Source organism: Variovorax sp. S12S4, from assembly GCF_023195515.1.
In the GTDB taxonomy this organism is placed as follows: Bacteria; Pseudomonadota; Gammaproteobacteria; order Burkholderiales; family Burkholderiaceae_C; genus Variovorax.
Genome location: NZ_JALPKR020000002.1, coordinates 1492349 through 1511739, shown reverse-complemented (window position 1 = coordinate 1511739; position 19391 = coordinate 1492349). Strand labels below are relative to the sequence as shown.

The following is a 19391-nucleotide window of genomic DNA, read 5'->3' as shown; positions in this document are numbered from 1 at the left end:
CTAGCGTTCACGGCGCATTTCGCTCTCGTGCCAATGCCCGAGCACAAGGCGCGACAACGCAGCGAACACAATGAAGATCACGATGCCGAGCAGGGACACCAGCAGCAGCGCCGCGAACATCATCGGGATCTCGGTGCGAAAGCTCGATTCGAGAATGCGCGAAGCCAGCCCGGTTTCCTTGCCCGCCGTGCCGGCCGTGAATTCCGCCACCACCGCGCCGATCAGGCTCAGTCCGCCGGCAATCTTCAGGCCCGCCATGAAGTAAGGCAGCGCGCTGGGCGCGAGCAGGTAGCGGAAGGTCTGCCAGGGCGAGGCCTTGTAGAGCTGGAACAGGTCGCGCAGATTGCTGTCGGCGCTTTTCAGGCCGACGACGGTGTTCGACAGGATGGGAAAGAAAGCCACGATCCACGCGCACAACAGCAACGCCGCGGTGGTGCTGGACACATAGATCAATATCAGCGGCGCAATCGCAATGATCGGCGTCACCTGCAGGATCACGGCGATAGGGAAAAGGCCGATCTCCACCCACTTGAAGAGTGCGAACGCAATGGCCAGCAGCACACCGCCAACGATGGCCGCGGCCAGCGCCAGCAGCGTGAGCTTGACCGTGAACCACAGCGCACTCGAAAGCGACGCCCAGTTGTCGAACAGCGTGCGCAGGATGAGCGAGGGCGCGGGCAATATGTAGTGCGGAATGTTGTTGGCGCGCACCATCCATTCCCATGCCAGCAGCAGCGCAATGACGATGGCGGCCGGTACCACGATGCGCAGCATCGAGTCGCGGCGGCGCAGCCTGTCTTCATGCGCGCGCAGCATCGCTTCCGACGGTGCCGCGTCGGCCGGGTTCACCGCCACCTCAGCCGGCGGCACCACGGGCTCAGTGATCGACGTCATGCAGCGCTCCGTGAAGGGATTGCGACACCGCCGTGCAGTGCGCGTTGTAGCGGCTCGAGGTGCGGAACTCTTCGCCCCGCGGATACGGTTCGTCGATACGGATTTCGTCGATCACGCGGCCGGGGCGCGCGGCCATCACCACGATGCGATTGGAGAGGTACACCGACTCGTACACGCTGTGCGTGACGAACACCACCGAGAAGCGGTGCTCGCGCCAGATCGCAAGCAGGTCGTTGTTGAGCTTGATGCGCGTCATTTCGTCGAGCGCGGCAAAGGGCTCGTCCATCAGCAACAGGCGTGGATGCGTGACCAGTGCGCGCGCAATCGACACGCGCATCTTCATGCCGCCTGAAAGCTCGCGCGGGTACACGTCGGCGAAGCGCGAAAGGCCGACCATCTCCAGCACCTGCTGCACCACCGGCGCGGCCGCATCGCGGCTCATGCCGGCCAGTTTGAGCGGCAGCCACACGTTGTCGAACACCTTGGCCCAGGGCATGAGCGTGGGCTCCTGGAACACGAAGCCCAGGTCGCGGTCGCTTTGCGTCTTTCCGGTGTTGGCGCCCGACCAATGCATGTCGCCCGAGCTGAGCCGGGTGAGCCCGGCAATCAACCGAAGCGCGGTGCTCTTGCCGCAGCCCGACGGGCCGAGAAAGCTGATGAAGTCGTGCTCGCCGATGTCGAGCGTCATGCCCTGAAGCGCGAGCGTGCCGTTGGCAAAACGCTTGCTGACGTGGCGCAGGCTGACCAGCGGCGGGGTGGCGGTGGAGCTCATTTCCAGGCGGGCTCGTTGGCAAGGCGCGAGAGCGGAAAGCGGTCGACCTCGTGCAGCAGTTCGACGAAGCGCCGGCCCACGTGGTCGAGCACCGCGGCGCCCTTCTCGGCAGTGGCGCGCGTGGCATCGCCGGCGGCGCCCGAAGGGTTGATGTCGTGCATCTGCCAGCCGAGCTTGCCGCTGGGCGTGATGGAGAGAAACTTGTTTTCGGCGGCCAACTGCTCGGTCATCGAGCTGAAGTTCTGGAACTGGTCCTTCCGCACGTAGTTGGGCGTGAGGTGCAGCATCACGGAGCTTTCGAGGTCACCCGCGTGAATGCCGTGCTTGCCCTCGTGCGCGGTGAAAAGCCCTTCGGGCAAACCGAGCGTGTACCAGTTGGCGGCCACGACCATCATGTCGTGCTCCTCGCGCAGGTCGCGCGCGACGATGTCCATCACGCTCATCTGGCCGCCGTGGCTGTTGTAGAGCACCAGCTTGCGCACCCCGGCCTTCGCAACGCAGGCACCGATGTCTTTCCACAGCGAAATCAGCGTGTTCGCGGACACGGTGAGCGTGCCGGGGTAGCGCGAATGCTCGTTGCTCTTGCCGTAGGGCACGGTGGGGAGAAACAGCACCGGCAGGTCGTCGGGCAGGTGCGGGAGGGTGGCGCGCACCATGCCGTCGATGGTGGCCGTGTCGGTCGACATCGGCAGATGGGGGCCGTGCTGTTCGGTGGCGCCCACCGGCAGCACGGCAATGAGCCGTTCACGGTCGAGGCGGGAGAACTCTTCGCTGGTCAGGTCGGACCAGAAGCGGCTGCGCAGGGGGACCGGGTTCATCGTGGCGTACCTCGTGGTGACGGGCAATCAGGGCGGGATGATGGTCTAAATTATCCAATCGGTCAAAAAAACATGGATCGGTAGTTACCCAGACAGGCCGATCGCCCGTAAAACCAATTGCTGCAAACCTGAGCGCCCGGTCTGATTCAGCGCTTCACCACGTAGCGCGTCACCACGGGCGGCGACTCGCCGATGTGAAACGCCAGCCGCCGTTCGCGCAAGGCCATGTCGGCGGCCGTGGCGCGGTTGAAGCGGCGCAGGTGGTCGGTCCAGCTTTCGTCGACGATCTCTTCCACGTAGCGGCCGGGCTCCGAGATGTCGTGCAGCAGTTCCCAGCCGATGGCGCCCTGGCCGAGCCGCGCGCGGCGGGTCTGGTGCATCACCAGGTGGAAGGCCGCCGCGCGTGCGGGATCGATCATGTATTCGATGGTGATGACCACTCGGCCGTTTTCTTCGGGCTTTTCCGCCGGCGGGCCCGCCGCCCAGCCGGCCTGCGCGGGGCTCATGTCGGCTTCTTCGCCCGAGACGTCGGTCACCCAGCGCAGCGCCGCCAGCATCAGCAGCGTGCCGCTCACCGCGGCAATTTCGAGGCTGGAGCGCAGGTTGGTCACGGTGGCTACCTGACCCCAAAGGGCCGCGCCGATCGCGCTCGCGCCCATGATGGCCATCTGGTAGGTCGACATGCCGCGCGCGCGCACCCAGTCGGGCAGCGCGAGCTGGGCCGACACCGAGAGCGAATTGGCCACCGTGATCCAGGCCATGCCGCCGAAGAACATGGCAGGCACCGCCACCCACGCGTTGGGCGCAAAGGCCATGACCGCGGTGGCAAGCGATTGCAGCACCGTGCCGCGCAGCACCAGCTGGTCGCGCCCCAGCGCCTGACGCAGCCGCGGCAGGAACAGCACAGCGACGATCGCGCCCGAGCCCATGGCCGCCAGCAGCAGCGTGAAGGTGCCGGCGCCGCCGCCCTCGAGGTTGCGCGCCAGGAGCGGCAGCAGCGCCAGCAGCGCGGTCGAATGAAAGAAGAAGATGGTGATTCGCGAGAGCACGGCCCGCATGCGCTGCGACTGCCAGACGAACTGCACGCCCACGCGCATGGCACTGATGAGCCGCTCGCGCCCCAGCGGATTGGGCTTGTGCTCGCGCCGCCAGCGCAGCACCACGAAGCCCGAGGCCACCGACAGCACCGCGTTGAGCGCAAACACCCAGACGCTGCCCGCGCTGGCAATCAGCATGCCGGCCGTGAGCGGGCCGATGATGCGCGACGCGTTCATGGCAATGCCGTTCAGGCCCAGCGCCGCCGGCAGCTGCGGCCGCGGCACCAGCTCGGGCACGATGGCCGAGAACACCGGCCAGCGCAGCGCCAGGCCGATGCCGTTGGCGAAAGTGAGCGCCAGCAAGAGCGGCGCGGTCATCATGTCCAGCGCAATGGCCGCGCACAGCACGATGGCCGTTCCCGCCAGCCAGAACTGCGTGGCCACGAGCCAGCGCCGGCGGTCGAGGATGTCGGCCAATGCCCCGCTGGGCAGGCCCAGCAGGAACACCGGCAAGGTGGAGGCCGACTGCACCAGCGCCACCCAGATGGGCGAGGTGGTCAGCGAAGTCATCATCCACGCCGCCGCCACGTCGCTCATCCACATGCAGATGTTGGCGATGAGCCAGGTGCTCCACAACATGCGGAACACGGGCAGCTTGAGCGGCTCCAGCGCCGCGAACTTCGGCGGCTGCGGCCGCGCCGGGGGGAACGGGTGTTTCTTCGGGGGAAATCGGTGGCATGTCGCCCGATTGTGCCTATCCCCTGTCGCTGCGCGCCAGGCGGTGTTCGAGCCGCCGCAGCATCGTGGTGAGCACCAGCGTCATCACCCAGTACACCACCGAAATCGCAAGGTACGGCTCCCAGTAGCGCGCATAGGCGCCGGCCACCGTGCGTGCGGCGTAGGCCAGTTCGGCCAGGCCGATGGCCGAGACCAGCGACGTGTCTTTGAGCAAGGCGATTGCGTTGTTGCCCAACGGCGGCAGCATGCGGCGGAAGGCCTGCGGCAGCACCACGTAGCGCATGACCTGCGCGGGCGTGAAACCGATCGACCGGCCCGCATCGAACTGTCCGCGCGAAATCGACTGGATGCCGGCGCGGAACACTTCGGAGATGTAGGCCGCCGAATTGAGCGTGAGCGCCACCACGCCCGAAATGAGCGCGCCGTGTTCCTGCTTGAGCGTGCGCGCCAGGTCGCCGTCGATCAGGAGGCCCGTGCTCGGGTGAATGAACACCGGCATCACCGCGAAGTGGATCAGCAGGATCTGCACGAAGAGCGGCGTGCCGCGAAAGAAGCTCACGTACACCGTGGCCGGCCAGCGCAGGAAGAACCGCGCAACCCACGTCCAGGGCGCATGACGCGGCTGCGCGAGCCGCGCCAGCGCCAGGCACAGGCCCCAGCTTGCGCCCAGCAGCACGCACACCACCGTCATGCGCAGCGTCATCCAGGCGCCTTGCCAGAACAGGTCTTTGTATTCGACCAGGATGTCCCAGCGGAACCATCCGAACAACAGGATCGGCTGTTCCATCTAGTGCTCCCTTGCGCCCGGGCCGGACGTGCTGCTGCTCATCGGGCGTTCGGGTCCTTGCTGAACCACTTCTTGTAGATCGTGTTGTAGCTGCCGTCGGCGCGAATGGCGGCCAGGCCGGCCGTGAGCTTGTCGAGCAGCGCCTTGTCGCCCTTCTTCACCACGATGCCGAAGCCCTCTTCAGGGAAGGACTTGTCGTCGATGGTCTTGAGTTCGGGGTTCTGCGCCACGCGGTAGGCGATCACGCCGTTGTCGCCCATGGCGGCATCGACGCCGCCGCCGGCCAGCTCCGAAATGATGAGCGGCGTGCTCTCGAAGCGGCGGATGTTGGGGCTGGTCTTGCCGAACTCGCGCGAGGCGATGTCGTCGGCGGTGGAGGCGCTCACCACGGCAATCTTCTTGCCGGCAAGATCCTTCAGCGACGCGACCGTGCTGCTCTTGGGCAGTGCGATGAGCTGTCGCGCCGCAAAGTAGGGCGGCGTGAAGTCGTAGCTCTGCTTGCGCTTGTCGTTGATGGTCACGCCCGAAATCACCAGGTCGACGTCGCCGTTGTTGAGCGCGCCGAAGATGCCGGTGAACGGCGTGTTGACCACCTTGATCCTCAGGCCCTGCTGCTTGGCAATGGCGTTGATGATGTCGATGTCGAAGCCGACGATCTGCTTGTCCTTGTTCTCGAAGGCGAAGGGCGCGTAGGTGGCGCTGGAGGCCACGGTGAGTTCGCGGTTCTGTGCCTGGGCGCCGAAGGCGAGCGTGGCGGCGGCAAGGCCGAGCGCCAGGGCGCGGCGGATGGAGTTCATGCGGGGTCCTCTTCCTCTTGTTCCGCCAGCTGGCGGCATCTATATGTATGGGGTGGGCGGGAATTCTAGGTTGCAGCTAGCGTGCCAAGTGCCCGAGCGGCCAGGCGCTGCTGGCCTTCACCTCCCCAGCGAGAAGCTGGTGTGCAGGTCTTTCACGTTGGGCAGGTTCATCAGGTGGCGCCGCGCGAAGGCCGAGAAGCTGTCCAGGTCCTGCGCCACCACCTGCAGCTCGAAGGTGCCGGTGCCGCTGATGTAGTGGCAGGCCACCACCTCGGGCAGCTTGCGGATGGCGTCCTCGAGTTGCTGCGTGGCGTCGTGGGTCACACGTTCGGTGTCCACGCGCACGAAAGCGAGCACGCCAAGCCCGATCTTGTGGCGGTCGATCTCGGCGTGGTAGCCCTTGATGAAGCCGGCTTCTTCCAGCGCGCGCACCCGGCGCCAGCAGGGTGCGGCCGAAAGGCCTACGCGCTGCGCAAGCTCGGCATTCGTCAGGCGGCCATCGGCCTGCAGTTCTTGCAGGATTGCAAGGTCGAACTTGTCAATGCTTTCCATAAGTACCGATATTAAGCAAGATTCTTTCTAAAAGGCGTTTTTTTGAGGCGAAGAACGCAAACACCTGTCGCTGGCCCCGGCATACACTTTGCGTGATCATGGGCTCGCGCCCGACCCGGGCACAGACCCACACCCATCAGCCAGGCCCACAAGGCCCTGCCACACGGAGACAGACAAACATGAACGCACCGCTGCCCGAGCACATCCGCAAGGCGCTGGAAACCGTCACGCTCGACGACAAATACAGCCTCGACTACGGCCGGGCCTTCATGAGCGGGGTGCAGGCGCTGGTCAAGCTGCCCATGCTGCAGCGGCTGCGCGACAAGCAGGCCGGCAAGAACACCGCGGGCTTCATCAGCGGCTATCGCGGCTCTCCGCTCGGCGGCTATGACCAGGCGCTGTGGAAGGCCAGCAAGTTCCTGAAGGAACAGAACATCGTCTTCCAGCCCGGCGTGAATGAAGAGCTTGCCGCCACGGCGCTCTGGGGCACCCAGCAACTGGGCTTCTCGCCCGCGGGCACCAACAAGTTCGACGGCGTCTTCGGCATCTGGTACGGCAAGGGCCCGGGCGTGGACCGCTGCTCCGACGTCTTCAAGCACGCCAACATGGCCGGCACCACCGAATGGGGCGGCGTGATTGCGGTGGCAGGCGACGACCACATTTCCAAGAGCAGCACGGCCGCGCACCAGAGCGACCACATCTTCAAGGCCTGCGGCACGCCGGTGTTCTTTCCGGCCAATGTGCAGGAAATATTGGACCTGGGCATTCACGCCTTTGCGATGAGCCGCTTCTCGGGCGTCTGGTCGGGCATGAAGACGATCCAGGAAATCGTCGAGTCGAGCGCCACGGCCATGATCGATCCGGATCGCGTCGAGATCGTCATTCCCACCGATTTCCAGATGCCGCCCGGCGGCCTGCACATCCGCTGGCCCGACCATGCGCTCGAGCAAGAGGCGCGCCTCATGCACTACAAGTGGTACGCCGCGCTGGCCTACATCCGCGCCAATCGGCTCAACCACAACGTGATCGAAGGCCCGAACGATCGCTTCGGCATCATGGCCAGCGGCAAGGCCTACAACGACACACGGCAGGCGTTGATCGACCTCGGCCTGGACGACGCCACCTGCCGCCAGTTGGGCATCAGGCTGCACAAGGTGGGGGTGGTGTGGCCCCTGGAGGCGCAGCTCACGCGCGACTTTGCCACCGGCCTGCAGGAAATCCTGGTGGTCGAGGAGAAGCGCCAGGTCATCGAATACCAGCTGAAGGAAGAGCTCTACAACTGGCGCGCCGACGTTCGGCCCAACGTGCTCGGCAAGTTCAACGAGCTCGACGGCGATTTCTCGGGCGGCGAATGGGCCATGCCCAACCCCACCGCCAACACGCTGCTGCGCGCAAATGCCGACCTGAACCCCGCGCTCATCGCCAAGGCCATTGCCCAGCGCCTGCGCAAGCTCGGGATCCTGGATCAGGCCGGCGCCGACATGCATGCGCGCATCGATGCGCAGATCGCCATCCTCGAAGCCAAGGAGCGCTCGATGGAAGCGCTCAAGGTGGGCGGCGTGCAAGGCGCCGACCGCCAGCCGTGGTTCTGCTCGGGCTGCCCGCACAACACCAGCACGGTGGTGCCCGAGGGCTCGCGCGCCATGGGCGGCATCGGCTGCCACTTCATGGCCACCTGGATGGACCGCTCCACCATCGGCTTCACGCAAATGGGCGGCGAGGGCGTGCCATGGGTGGGCCAGCAGCCCTTCACCACCGACCAGCACATCTTCGCGAACCTGGGCGACGGCACGTATTTCCACAGCGGCCTGCTGGCCATTCGCCAGAGCATCGCGGCGGGCGTGAACATCACCTACAAGATTCTCTACAACGACGCCGTGGCCATGACCGGCGGCCAGCAGGTCGGCGAGCGGCCCGAGGGCCACTCGGTGCTGCAGATTGCCGAAAGCCTGCATGCCGAAGGCGCGAAGAAGGTCGTCATCGTGACCGACGAGCCCGAGAAGTACGAGGGCGTGAACATCCCCGGCGACCACGTCGAGGTGAAGCACCGCGACCTGCTGGACGACATCCAGCGCGAGTTCCGCGCCATTCCGGGCACCACTGCCATCATCTACGACCAGACTTGCGCCACCGAAAAGCGCCGCCGCCGCAAGCGGGGCACGGCCGTCGATCCGGCCAAGCGCGTGGTCATCAACGACCTGGTCTGCGAAGGCTGCGGCGACTGCAGCGTGAAGAGCAACTGCCTGTCGGTGGAGCCGCTCGAAACCGAATTCGGCCGCAAGCGCACCGTCAACCAGAGCAGCTGCAACAAGGACATGAGCTGCCTCAAGGGTTTCTGCCCGAGCTTCGTCACCGTCGAAGGCGGCCAGCTCAAGAAGAAGGCGAAGAACAAGGCCGATACGCCGCTCGAACTCGGCCCGCTGCCCGACCCGGCCGTGCCGGTGCTGGCGCGTGACCAGGTGTGGGGCATCGTGGTGGCCGGTGTGGGCGGCACGGGCGTCATCACCATTGGCCAGTTGCTGGGCATGGCGGCGCACATCGAGGGCAAGGGCATCGTCACGCAGGACGCGGCGGGCCTTGCACAAAAGGGCGGCGCCACGTGGAGCCATGCGCTCATCGGCGAATCGCAGGACGCGATTCGCACCACGCGCGTCGGCACCGCCGCGGCCGACCTCATTCTGGCGGCCGATCCACTGGTGGCCGTCAACGCCGAAACCCTGGCGCGCATGCGCGAAGGGCGCACGCACGTGGCGCTCAACACGCACAGCACGCCGACGGCCGCCTTCGTGCGCAACGCCAACTGGGTCAATCCGCAAGACGACTGCGCGAACCAGATCGCACGCGTCGTGGGCACCGATGCGCTCGGCACCTTCGACGCGGACGCTGCCGCCACCACGCTGATGGGCGACAGCCTCTACGCCAACCCGATGCTGCTGGGCTTTGCCTGGCAAAAGGGCTGGATCCCGCTGGCGCTCGAGTCGCTGTTGCGCGCCATCGAACTCAACGCCGTGGCGGTCGAGAACAACAAGACCGCCTTCGCCTGGGGCCGCCAGGCGGCCGCCAACCCGGGCGCGCTGCAAAAGCGTGTGCGCCCCGGCCAGGTCATCGAGTTCAAGAAGCGCGAAACCGTTGAAAGCCTGGTGGCGCGCCGGGCTGAATTTCTGACGGGCTACCAGAACGCGGCCTATGCCGACGAATACCGTCAGTTCGTGGGCAAGGTGCAGCAGGCTGAATCGGCGCTGGGCAAGACCGCGCTGACCGAAACGGTCGCCCGCTACCTGTTCAAGCTGATGGCGTACAAGGACGAGTACGAAGTGGCGCGCCTGCACACCGACCGCAGCTTCCTGGACCGGGTGGAAGGCATGTTCGAGGGCGAGATGGGCAAGGACTTCAAGCTCAACTACCACCTCGCCCCGCCCATCATCGCCAAGAAGAACACCAAGGGCGAGCTGCAGAAGCAGCAATTCGGCCCGTGGATGCTCTCCGGCTTCAGGCTGCTGGCCCGGCTCAAGGGCCTGCGCGGCACGGCCCTGGACATCTTCGGCCGCACCGAAGAGCGCAAGACCGAGCGCGCGCTCATCGGCGAATACCGCGCGAGCATCGAAGAGGTGATTGCCGGCCTCCGCGCCGAGAACCACGCGCTGGCGCTGGAGATTGCCAGCCTGCCCGAGCAGATTCGCGGCTACGGCCATGTGAAGGAGCGCAACCTGGCTGCCGCGCGCACCCGCTGGAGCGAACTGCTCGCCAAGTGGCGCAACCCGCAGACGGCGCAGCGCGTGGCGGCCTGATTCTTGGGAGCAGCCGGCCTCCGGCTGTACTGTGCTCCCGAAAAGATAGCGCCAGACGCGCGCCCCAAGCCCTGGAAAGCCCTGCCCGGCGCGCCGGATAAGCGCGCGGAGCGGGGCATTGCCACGAATACAATGCCCGCTGCTGTGCGCGGCCGATGCCGCTTCACGCTCTGACTCGCGGCCTTTTCCACGGGGCCGCGGAACCGCGGGCCCGTTCCGCGCTTCTGACATTCCTCTTCTCTCTGCTGGAGACTCTCTTGTTCATTTCCTCTGCTTTCGCCCAAACCGCGCCCGCTGCTTCCGGCGGTGGCGACATGTTGTCCTCGCTCGGGAGCATGCTGCCCCTGGTGCTGATGTTCGTGGTGCTGTATTTCGTGATGATCCGCCCGCAAATGAAGCGCCAGAAAGAAGCCCGCGCCATGATCGAGGCGCTCGCCAAGGGTGACGAGGTGGCCACGGCCGGCGGCGTGCTCGGCAAGATCACTTCGCTCGGCGACCAGTACCTCGGCCTCGAGATCGCCAATGGCGTGGAGATCAAGATCCAGCGCAGCGCTGTGGTCCAGGTCTTGCCCAAGGGCGCCGTCAAGTAAGCAATAAATGCGTGGCCCGGCCTTGCGCTTTGTGGAGCAAGGCCTCAAGTCACGCCGTGTTTCGTTTCTGAAAAGCGCTCTCTCATGAACCGTTATCCGGTCTGGAAGTACGCGATCATCGTGATCGTGCTGCTTGTGGGGTTGATCTATTCCCTGCCCAATTTCTTCGGCGAGGCGCCTGCCGTGCAGGTGTCCGCGGCCAAGTCGACCGTCAAGGTCGACGCCGCTACCCAGGGCCGGGTCGAGGAGGCGCTGAAAACAGCCGGGCTCACGCCCGACCTGCTCACGCTCGAAGGCGGCTCGCTGCGCGCGCGCTTCGCCACGCCCGACGAGCAGCTGAAGGCGCGCGACGTTCTGCAGCGCACGCTGGTGCCCGATGCGTCCGACCCGCCCTACGTGGTGGCGCTGAACCTGGTTTCGCGTTCCCCGGCGTGGCTCACGTCGCTGCACGCGTTCCCGATGTATCTGGGCCTCGACTTGCGCGGCGGCGTCGACTTCTTGCTGCAGGTCGACATGAAGGGCGCCATCGACAAGAAGGCCGAGTCGTTCGCGGGTGACCTGCGCACCACCTTCCGCGACAAGGGCATTCGCGGCACCTCGGTGAACCGCAACGGCCAGACCATCGAGGTCTCGTTCCGCGACGCGGCGGCGCTGCAAACGGCCAAGCAGCTCATCCAGGACCAGTTCCCCGATCTCGCGACCACCGAAGCGCAAGACGGCGCGAACTGGCGCCTCACCGCCACCATCAAGCCCGAGGCCGCGCGCCGGCTCCAGGACGCGGCGCTCAAGCAGAACATCACCACGCTGCACAACCGGATCAACGAACTCGGCGTGGCCGAGCCGGTGATCCAGCAGCAGGGCCTGGACCGCATCGTGGTGCAGTTGCCCGGCGTGCAGGACACGGCCAAGGCCAAGGACATCCTGGGCCGCACCGCTACGCTCGAAATGCGCCTGGTCGACGAAAGCGCCGAGGGCCGCGCGGCCGAGCTGAGCGGCGGACCGGTGCCCTTCGGCTCCGAGAAATTCTTCGAGCGCAACGGCCGCCCGGTGATCGTGAAGAAGCAGGTGCTCGTCACCGGCGAAAGCCTCACCGACGCGCAGCCCGGCTTCGACCAGCAGAGCAACCAGCCGAAGGTCGACCTGACCATGGACGCCAAGGGCGGCCGGATCATGCGCGACGTGAGCCGCGAGAACTACAAGAAGCGCATGGCCATGCTGATCTTCGAAAAGGGCAAGGGCGAAGTGCTCACGGCCCCTTCGATCAACGGCGAGCTCGGCAACCGCTTCCAGATTTCGGGCTCGATGACGGTGGCCGAAGCGGCCGACCTCGCGCTGCTGCTGCGCGCCGGCTCGTTGGCCGCGCCGATGGAAATCATCCAGGAACGGACCATCGGCCCAAGCCTGGGCGCCGACAACATCGAAAAGGGCTTCAAGAGCGTGATGTATGGCTTCCTGGCCATCATGGTGTTCATGTGCGCCTACTATGCGCTGTTCGGCCTGTTCTCGTCGATTGCGCTGGCCGTCAACCTGATGCTGCTGGTGGCCATTCTCTCGATGCTGCAAGCCACGCTCACGCTGCCCGGCATTGCGGCCATGGCGCTGGCCATCGGTGTGGCGATCGACTCCAACGTGCTGATCAACGAGCGCGTGCGCGAAGAGCTGCGCAACGGCGCCTCGGCGCAGGCCGCCATTCATGCCGGCTACGACCGCGCCTGGGGCACGATTCTGGACTCCAACGTGACCACGCTGATCGCCGGCATTGCGTTGCTGGCCTTCGGCTCGGGCCCTGTCCGCGGCTTTGCGGTGGTGCACTGCATCGGCATCGTCACCTCGATGTTCTCCGCCGTGTTCTTCTCGCGCGGTCTCGTGAACTTCTGGTACGGCAACAAGAAAAAGCTCAAGTCGGTGTCGATCGGCACCGTGTGGCGGCCCAAGACCGACGGCACCGCCGTGGCTGACGGCAAGTAAAGGTCAAGGACAAGCGCCATGGAATTCTTCCGCATCCACAAGACCATCCCGTTCATGCGCCATGCACTGGTGCTGAACATCATTTCCTTTGCCACCTTCGCGCTGGCGGTGTTCTTCCTGCTGCATCGCGGGCTGCACCTGTCGGTGGAGTTCACGGGCGGCACCGTGATGGAGGTGGCCTACCAGCAGTCCGCCGACATCGGCAAGGTGCGCGAGGCCGTCAGCAAGCTCGGCTATCCGGACGTGCAAGTGCAGAGCTACGGCACGTCGCGCGACGTGCAGATCCGCCTGCCGGCGCAAAAGGGCATGAGCTCCGACCAGCAAAGCGCGCAGGTCATGCAGGCGCTCAAGTCGGTCGACCCCTCGGCCACGCAGCGCGGCTTGGAAGTCGTCGGGCCGCAGGTGGGCGACGAGCTCACCACCAACGGGCTGAAAGCGCTCGGCATGGTGGTGATCGGCATCATGATCTACTTGGCGGTGCGCTTCGAATGGAAGTTCGCGGTGGCCACCGTGCTGGCCAACCTGCACGACGTGGTCATCATCCTGGGATTTTTCGCTTTCTTCCAGTGGGAGTTCTCGCTTGCGGTGCTGGCGGCGGTGCTCGCGGTGCTGGGGTATTCGGTGAACGAGTCGGTCGTAATCTTCGACCGGGTGCGCGAGAATTTCCGCCGCTACCGCAAGATGAGCACGGTGGGGATCATCGACAACGCGATCACCTCGACCATCAGCCGGACCATCATCACGCACGGCTCGACGCAGCTGGTGGTGCTCTCGATGTTCTTCTTCGGCGGCCCGACGCTGCACTACTTTGCCCTGGCACTGACCATCGGCATCTGCTTCGGCATCTACTCATCGTGCTTCGTGGCGGCGGCCATCGCCATGTGGCTCGGCATCAAGCGCGAAGACCTGATCAAGGGCACCCCGGTCAAGCGCGACGGCGATTCCGAGGACGACCCGAACGCCGGCGCCGTGGTCTGACGGCACCGGATCCGAACGAAAGTGCCGCGGGAAGTCAGCAACTGCAAGGAAGCTGATGCACACTTGTGCAGTTGCTTTTCCCGATGCAAGCTCTCGGCTGTTGCCGAATAGAGCTTCACCGGCCTTCCCGATCTTTCAATGAGTATTGCGCGGTCCGCCTCTTCCTTGCAGCTCGCACGCGAGACGCGTGAGCGTTTCGTGCTGGCGACCGGGAGCGTCATCGTTCCCCTGGCGCAGGCCATCCGGGACCGCCTGACCAGGCAGGCTTCGGAAGTCGGCAGCGCGCGCGCCATGCAGGAAAGCCGTGACGATTTCGTGGCATTCCAGGGGCAGGCCACGCAATGGGTTTCGCTGGCCCAGACCAGCTGGCGCAAGTCGGTGAACACGCCGGGTGCGGCGGCCGGCGCATCGTCCACAGGCGGGCTGCGGCTCGAACTGATCGGCGACGACGTGATGGAAAGCAACATCCTGTCGTCCCGCCTCGCGCAGGCGATCCAGGAAAAAGCGAGCTTCGAACTCAGCGACCTGCGGCTGCGCATCCAGCACCTCGAAGGCACCACCGAGCTGGACGCCCATGACGTGCTCAGGCCCGAAGCGCTGTCCAAGCTGCTGGTGGACCAGTGGCTGGCGGCCGGCTTGAGCCGCGCGCTCTGGGCCCGCGTGCAGGACACCGTGCAGCAGCTCCTGGTCGGCGCGGTCGTCAAGGCCTACGAAGACGCCAACGCGTTCCTGGTCTCCAAGGGCGTGATGGAGGAGATCGATCTCAAGAATTTCGTGCGCCGAACCGGCGGCTCCAGCGGACCGGCGACGGTGCCCGGGTCGCCATATGCCGGCGGCGGTGCCAGCCAGGCTCCGGGTGCCGCCTCGCGCCATGGCTCGTCGGAAGCGCCGCCGCAAGCGCGGGGCTTTGCGCCGTCGGTGCCGCTCGCAACGACCGGCGGCTCGCCGCTGCTGCTTGCCCGCCAGCGCGCGCAAACGGCGTTGCTCAGCCTCAAGCGCTTTGTCGCCGCCCGCATCGGTGCGGCAGACATGCAGTCCACCATGTCTTCGTCGCCGCAGTCGGTCGCCGGAACGGACGGCAGCGCGCCCGCGGGCGGCGCCGGCGGGGGTGGCGGCACTTCGCGGGCCGTTTCCAACACCTTTGCAGCCGTGATCGCCGATGCCGAAGCCGCCTACAGGATGGCCGCCACGCAGTACATGCAGAACAGCCCCGGCGACCAGGCCACCATGCTCCAGCAGGCGTCGGTCGATCTGCGTCGGCGCAGCGCCGAGATCAAGAAGCGCGCGCCCACTACGGCCGACAAGGCCACCGTCGAGATCGTGGCGCTCATGTTCCAGGCCATCCTCGCGGAGGAGCGCATTCCTTTCTCGGCCCGCGTGTGGTTTGCGCGGCTGCAGATGCCCGTGCTGCGCGTGGCCATTGCCGAGCCCGAGTTCTTCGGCACCCTGCAGCATCCGGCGCGCATGCTGATCGACCGCATGGGCTCTTGCGTGATGGGCTTCGATGCCGCGGCCATTTCGGGCAGTGCGCTCGAAGGCGAAATTCGCCGCGTGGTGCAGGTGATCGAGCAATACCCCGAGACCGGGCAGCGCGTTTTCAAGCTGGTGTTCGACGAGTTCGTCGCGTTCCTCGGGCGCTATCTCACGCAAAGCGACACCACCCAGCGTGTCATGAGCGTGGCGCAGCAGGTCGAGCAGAAGGAAACGATGGCGATCCAGTACACCATCGAGCTGCGCAAGATGCTCAACGACATGCCGGTGCGCGACGAGATCCGCGAGTTTCTCTTCAAGGTCTGGGCCGAGGTGCTGGCCATTGCCGCACTGCGCTACGGCGCCCAGGGCGAGCAGACGGTCATGCTCAAGCGCGTCGCCTCCGAACTGGTGTGGGCCGCGAGCGCCAAGCCCAACCGCGCCGACCGCGCCCGCGTGATCCAGGACCTGCCGCAGCTGCTTCAGCGACTGCGCCTGGGCATGAACCTGCTGGGCATCATCGACGAGCCCCAGGAAGCCCACATCAAGACCATCGGCGCGACCTTGTCCGATGCCTTCCTGTCGAAGACCGAGGCCATTCCCGCCGCCAAGATCGAGGCCATGGCCGAGCGCCTGGCGCACCTGGAAGACTTTGTGAGCGACGAAGGCGGCGCCTCCAACCTGCCGCTCGACGCGAACAGCATCGAGCTGCTGCTCGGCGTGGATGCGGCCTCGATCGAGGTGGTGCCCGATACCTCCGGCGCCGTTGTGGCCGAAGACATGCTGGAGTGGGCACACGAACTCCAGGTGGGCAACTGGTTCATGCTCGACCACAACGACCGCGTGAGCCAGGTTCAATTCGTCTGGCGCAGCGACCGCAAGCAGCTGCACCTGTTCGCTTCGGCCGACGGCCGCAGCTTTCTCATCCAGGTCGGCCGGCTGGCCAACTACCTGCAAGCCGGCCTGTTGGTACCGGCCGAGGAAGAAACACTCACGGTGCGCGCCACGCGCGAGGCGCTCGCCAAGCTCGACGCCAACCCGGAGCGCCTGCTGAACTAGCCGGCTAGTGCGCGATGCGGCCCTCGCGGCTTTCGCAGAGTTCGTCGAGCACCAGCGCGTCGGGCTCGATGCCGGTGCTCCAGTGCACCATCAGCACGATGATCTTGAGTTCGTCGAGCGCAACCGGGTCGCCCGGTGCGGCCATGGCGCGTTCGATGACGATTTCGCGCAAACCGCAAGACAGCACGTTCGACGACTCGAGAAAGCGGATGAAGCCAAGGCAGTCGGCGCCCAGGTGCTCCTGTTCGGCCTGGGAATACACCCGCATGGCATTGCTCGACTGGGGCAGCGCGGCTTCGGGGGCGCCCCGCAGCGTGACGGTGGCAATGGCGTCGTCATCGGCGCTTCGCTCGAGTTGCATGCCTTGGGTTGCAAGGCTCAGGCCGTCAAGCCAGTGCAGCGCATCGCGGATCTCTTCTGCCTCGAAGCCGTGGGCACTGAGCTTGCGGCCCAGTTGTCCGGGTTCGGGGCAGGCATCGCCGCGCCAATAGTTTTCGTAGACAAAAACAAGCACTTCGAACATGAGCCCAATATAGCCGAAGCTTGTTGCGAGCTCCCGGGCTTCATGTCACTTCTTCCCTCCTTTTTGGGGGGAGAAAAATACTAAGCCGCCGCCGTTCTCTGGAACAGCCCGCCGGGCAGGCGCGCCACATGGCCGTCGAGTTCGAGCTCGAGCATCTTGGCCTGCAGCTCGGCGGCGCTCCAGCCGGTGCGTGCGCTGAGGGCGTCGAGGTTCACCGGATCGAAGCCCAAGGCCTCGAGCAGCGGATTTTCAGCGGCTGAAGAGGAGGCGCCCGCATCGCCGAAAAGACCCGCATTCGCGCTGGCTGCGCGCAGGTCGGGCAGTTCTTCGATGATGTCGTTGACGGACTCGACCAGCTTTGCACCCTGGCGGATCAGCGCGTGGCAGCCCCGCGATTGCGGCGAATGGATCGAGCCCGGAATGGCGAACACTTCCTTGCCCTGTTCCGAGGTCAGGCGAGCCGTGATCAGCGAACCCGACTGGAGCGCGGCCTCCACCACCAGCGTGCCGCGTGCCAGGCCGGCAATGAGGCGGTTGCGCTTCGGAAAGTTCTGCGTGAGCGGAGGCGTGCCGAGCGGCAGCTCGCTCACGATCAGTCCGTGCTGCGTGATGCGGTGCGCCAGGTCGCGGTGCCGGGCCGGGTAGACGCGGTCGAGGCCGGTCCCCACGATGGCCACGGTCGCGAGCCGGGGCGCATCGCCGGCCGCGTCAAGCGCGCCCTGGTGCGCGGCGCCGTCCACGCCGAGCGCCAGCCCCGAAATCACCGGCAAGCCCGCGTCGCCCAGCGCCCGTGCAAAGGCGCGCGCATTCGCGGCACCCTGCGGCGTGGGGTTACGGCTGCCCACTACCGCAATGCTGTTGGTGAGCTGTGTCAGGTCGAAGTCCGCTGCGCCCAGCACATAGAGCATCAGCGGCGGGTCGACCATTTCGAGCAGCGACGCCGGATAGCCCGCATCGCCCAGCGTCACGATACGGCGGGCGGTGCCGTCATCCGGGCCGGATTGCAGCCACTGCCAGGTCAAGTCGATTTGCGCCTGAAGGCCGTTGGGCGGCTGCTGCAAGGCGTCGGCCTGCGCCTGGGACACCACCTGCCGGAGCGCCGCGGCGGGCTGCGCAAAAATGCTCTCGGGCAGCCCGAAGGCCGCAAGAAGCTTGCGTGCGGCGCCGTCGCCGATGCCCGGCGTCAGTGAAAGCCGCAACCAGCCTGCGAGTTCTGCGCGTTCCAAACGAAGCGAAAAATGGAAAGCGTGAAGGCGTCAGGGATTGACGAGGAAGTCGCCGGCGCGCGGGGTGTCGGTGATTTCGAGCACCAGCGCGTACGACACCTTTTCGAACGGGCGGAACACCATCAGCAGGCCGATGCGTTCGTTCGGAAGCTTGATCGTTTCCTTGCGTTCGCCAGTGCGGTCGAGAATGGTTTCGCCGTTCTTCAGGATGGCCAGCACGTGGCCGCTGTCGACGCCGTCGCGCGTGCCCTTGTTGATGGCCACCACCTGGTTCTGCGCCGCAAACTGAACCGCATTGCCGTAGACCGAGATGATGCGGCCTTCGACCTGCGTGGAGGGCGCGCGCGGCGCGTAGCTCAGCAGCTGGCGCGGCGGCTCGGGCAGCAGGCGGTCGCCGGCGCGGATTTCCTCGCGTGCCGCGATGATGTCGATGCTGGCCGGCACCACCGTGATGACGTCCTTGTCCTTCTGGGTCTCGACCGTGGTCGATTCGCCGCGCTGGAGCTGGGCCTTGCCCAGGTACTGCGCCTCGTAGCCGAGGATTTCACCGGTTCCCGGGTCCTTGAGCGGCGTGGCGCTGCGGAACACACGGAAGTTCTTCAGCGGGCCCGGCGTTTCGAGCAACGGCGTATCGGCATTGCCGCGCGCATAGGCACGGTCGCCGCGCGACAGCAGCACCCGGCTGTCGTTGCCGGCCACGATGCGCGGCGCGCTTTGCAGCGTGTCGGCGTCCACCACGATCGGCTCGCTCAGGAACGGCTCGATGATGCTCGGGTTGAGCGTGGGCAGCGCCATGCCGGCCAGCGAATCGAAGCGCGTGCGCGGCGACAGCTTGATGGTGCCGCCGTCTGCGCTGCCGCCCGAGCCGCGGCGCATGGTGAGGCGCGCGCGGCCGCCCGTCTTGTCCAGGTAGAGAACCTGGCCCGGGTAGATGCGGTGCGGGTTCGCGATCTCGTTGATGTTCATGCCCCACAGTTCCGGCCAGCGCCAGGGGCGCAACAGGTAGAGGCGCGAAATGGCCCAGAGCGTATCGCCGGGCTTGACCGTGTATTCGTCAGGTGCGCTGGCCGCCAGTTCGCTCAGCGGAACGCCGTTCTGGGCGGTTTGCTGTGCCGTGGCGCGTTGCTGCGGAGTGACGGGGTAGTTCTGAGCCCAGGCCGTCGTGCCACCGCTGATTACCGCAAGGGCTGCCAACGTGGCGAAAAGATGCGTGCGCTGGCGGACAGGGGTTCGGAGCTTTTTCATGTCTGGATGGGTGAGCGCATCAAAGTATCGGCGCGCATACGAATCTCACAATTTGCTACGAATTCTGCGCCCGAAGCCCTTTAAAGGGCAACGTTTTCAGGCGATCCGAGCTCATCGCGTCGCGGAATTGGCGAAAATAGCCACAACTT

14 protein-coding genes and 1 pseudogene are annotated in these 19391 nt (G+C 65.9%); 5 read left to right on the top strand and 10 right to left on the bottom strand.

The genetic code is table 11. The annotated features are described in order from the left end of the window. The 7 genes and pseudogenes from M0765_RS07775 to M0765_RS07745 all read right to left on the bottom strand — a co-directional run bounded on the left by M0765_RS07775 (position 1) and on the right by M0765_RS07745 (position 6395). Positions 1-894: an ABC transporter permease gene (locus M0765_RS07775; protein WP_258502937.1), complete on the bottom strand. Its 894-nt coding sequence runs from the start codon at positions 892-894 to the stop codon at positions 1-3. Next, positions 878-1666, bottom strand: coding sequence for an ABC transporter ATP-binding protein (locus M0765_RS07770; protein WP_431769290.1), 789 nt, complete (start codon positions 1664-1666; stop codon positions 878-880). The genes M0765_RS07775 and M0765_RS07770 overlap by 17 nt, the downstream gene beginning before the upstream one ends. Beyond that, on the bottom strand, positions 1663-2484 hold the full coding sequence (locus tag M0765_RS07765; protein ID WP_258502936.1) for a creatininase family protein: 822 nt from the start codon (positions 2482-2484) through the stop codon (positions 1663-1665). Before M0765_RS07765 ends, M0765_RS07770 begins: the two co-directional genes overlap by 4 nt. Positions 2485-2630: 146 nt before the next feature. Further along, positions 2631-4160: an MFS transporter gene (locus M0765_RS07760; RefSeq protein WP_258508176.1), complete on the bottom strand. Its 1530-nt coding sequence runs from the start codon at positions 4158-4160 to the stop codon at positions 2631-2633. Between the two features lie 115 nt (positions 4161-4275). After that, a complete protein-coding gene (locus tag M0765_RS07755; protein WP_157616379.1) occupies positions 4276-5046 on the bottom strand; it encodes an amino acid ABC transporter permease in 771 nt (256 codons plus the stop codon). Between the two features lie 38 nt (positions 5047-5084). Further along, positions 5085-5843 carry a basic amino acid ABC transporter substrate-binding protein gene (locus M0765_RS07750; protein ID WP_258502935.1) on the bottom strand — a complete coding sequence of 253 codons (759 nt, stop codon included), beginning with the start codon at positions 5841-5843 and terminating at the stop codon, positions 5085-5087. Between the two features lie 76 nt (positions 5844-5919). After that, positions 5920-6395, bottom strand: a pseudogene (locus M0765_RS07745) (Lrp/AsnC family transcriptional regulator). A gap of 179 nt (positions 6396-6574) precedes the next feature. Between M0765_RS07745 and M0765_RS07740 the strand changes: the two are divergent. The 5 genes from M0765_RS07740 (at position 6575) to M0765_RS07720 (ending at position 16248) form a co-directional block, all read left to right on the top strand. Then, positions 6575-10183 carry an indolepyruvate ferredoxin oxidoreductase family protein gene (locus tag M0765_RS07740; RefSeq protein WP_258502934.1) on the top strand — a complete coding sequence of 1203 codons (3609 nt, stop codon included), beginning with the start codon at positions 6575-6577 and terminating at the stop codon, positions 10181-10183. Between the two features lie 257 nt (positions 10184-10440). Then, positions 10441-10773: a preprotein translocase subunit YajC gene (yajC, locus tag M0765_RS07735; protein ID WP_126748582.1), complete on the top strand. Its 333-nt coding sequence runs from the start codon at positions 10441-10443 to the stop codon at positions 10771-10773. An 84-nt stretch (positions 10774-10857) separates the two neighbouring features. Further along, on the top strand, positions 10858-12741 hold the full coding sequence (secD, locus tag M0765_RS07730) for a protein translocase subunit SecD (protein ID WP_258502932.1): 1884 nt from the start codon (positions 10858-10860) through the stop codon (positions 12739-12741). Between the two features lie 18 nt (positions 12742-12759). Then, positions 12760-13719, top strand: coding sequence for a protein translocase subunit SecF (gene secF / locus M0765_RS07725; protein ID WP_258502931.1), 960 nt, complete (start codon positions 12760-12762; stop codon positions 13717-13719). A 138-nt stretch (positions 13720-13857) separates the two neighbouring features. Beyond that, positions 13858-16248, top strand: coding sequence for a DUF1631 domain-containing protein (locus M0765_RS07720; RefSeq protein ID WP_258502929.1), 2391 nt, complete (start codon positions 13858-13860; stop codon positions 16246-16248). Positions 16249-16252: 4 nt separating this feature from the next. Here M0765_RS07720 and M0765_RS07715 read toward each other — a convergent pair whose 3' ends face one another. The 3 genes from M0765_RS07715 to M0765_RS07705 all read right to left on the bottom strand — a co-directional run bounded on the left by M0765_RS07715 (position 16253) and on the right by M0765_RS07705 (position 19242). Beyond that, positions 16253-16771: a DUF494 family protein gene (locus M0765_RS07715; protein ID WP_126748578.1), complete on the bottom strand. Its 519-nt coding sequence runs from the start codon at positions 16769-16771 to the stop codon at positions 16253-16255. A gap of 80 nt (positions 16772-16851) precedes the next feature. Then, positions 16852-17997 carry a DNA-processing protein DprA gene (dprA, locus tag M0765_RS07710; protein ID WP_258502926.1) on the bottom strand — a complete coding sequence of 382 codons (1146 nt, stop codon included), beginning with the start codon at positions 17995-17997 and terminating at the stop codon, positions 16852-16854. 30 nt (positions 17998-18027) lie between these two features. Continuing rightward, positions 18028-19242: a LysM peptidoglycan-binding domain-containing protein gene (locus M0765_RS07705; RefSeq protein ID WP_258502925.1), complete on the bottom strand. Its 1215-nt coding sequence runs from the start codon at positions 19240-19242 to the stop codon at positions 18028-18030. Positions 19243-19391 lie beyond the last annotated feature (149 nt).